Raw genomic sequence first — 1,092 nt, 5'->3', positions numbered from 1 at the left:
ATACCAATTACATTAATTAAGTGGTCAATCTTGTCCAGTCCCTAAAGCAGAGTGAGATAACTCTGCTTTTATTCTCCACAAATCGATTCCAAGCAGTACAAATACTATCAACAATGGCTTCGTAGCTATCAAAGCATCGGTTGGCTAGTTCATTCTGTCGCAACCAACTCCAGACTTGCTCTATTGGATTGAGCTCTGGTGAATACGGTGGGATATGAAGAATGGTTACGTTTGAGTACTCTTTTCCTAGATAACTTTGGTGCCAGCTCGCTTGATCCATGATGATGACAGAATGTTTTCCCATGGGTGTAGCATCAGAGATAAGATTTAAATGTTCTCGCATCACGTCCATATTACTCAATGGTGAAACGATGGCTTCTGCTTCCCCTGTATTGATACAAACTGCGCCAAAAAGATATGCATAGTCAAATTGCTGTTGCTGAACCGCTCGAGGTCTTGTCCCTTTTTCGGCCCAAATCCTTGTTGTGGTATTACGTTGACCAAACCTAGCTTCATCTTGAAACCACACGAGTACATCATCTAGAGCAACATGCCCTGGGATCCTAAGGATCGTTTCGATTGGGAATTTTTTTAAAATCGTCTTGTGCTTGTTGTGACTGCTTAGGGTGTTTTGAGCGCGTAGTAATCCAGTTCAATCCAATATCGTGGAGGATACGGTAGATGTTGGATTGTTTGTATCGGATACCAAAGTTCTGTTCAATGTAGATTGCGATATCTTTAGCTTGAAGGCGTCCGCCATGCTCTTTGATTGCACAGTCCGTAACGAACTTTTTAAGTTGGTTTAATTGCTGCTCTGTCAGACGGTGAGGACGACCAGTATGAGCCTTTTCTTGTAGACCTTCTAAGCCAAAATCTAGATAGGCTTTAACCCATTTGTTTACGCTTGTTCTACTCACTTTAAGAAACTGAGCGATTTCAGTGCGGCTTTTCCCTTCAAAAAAGTGAGAGACAGCAAGGTATCGAATGCGCAGTCTAGCATTGGAAGTAGAATTGATTAAGCGGTGAAAATCATGGTTCATAGAAGCTCCTTTTCTATGAACTATTAGATCATAAAATTAATGTAATTGGTAT

The 1,092-nt window shown here is 41.1% G+C and carries 1 protein-coding gene; it reads right to left on the bottom strand.

Annotated elements, in window-relative coordinates; genetic code table 11:
• Nucleotides 1–16 precede the first annotated feature (16 nt).
• Nucleotides 17–1,040 (bottom strand): IS630 family transposase gene (locus tag ACWYU8_RS21985; protein WP_457521847.1). Its coding sequence is split into 2 segments (ribosomal slippage): nucleotides 17–592 and nucleotides 594–1,040, totalling 1,023 coding nucleotides; the frame shifts between segments, so codons are not numbered across the junction.
• Nucleotides 1,041–1,092 lie beyond the last annotated feature (52 nt).

It is taken from the genome of Vibrio limimangrovi, from assembly GCF_054064025.1.
The sequence above is the reverse complement of the archived record's forward strand: the minus strand, read 5'-3'. Positions and strand labels throughout refer to the sequence as shown.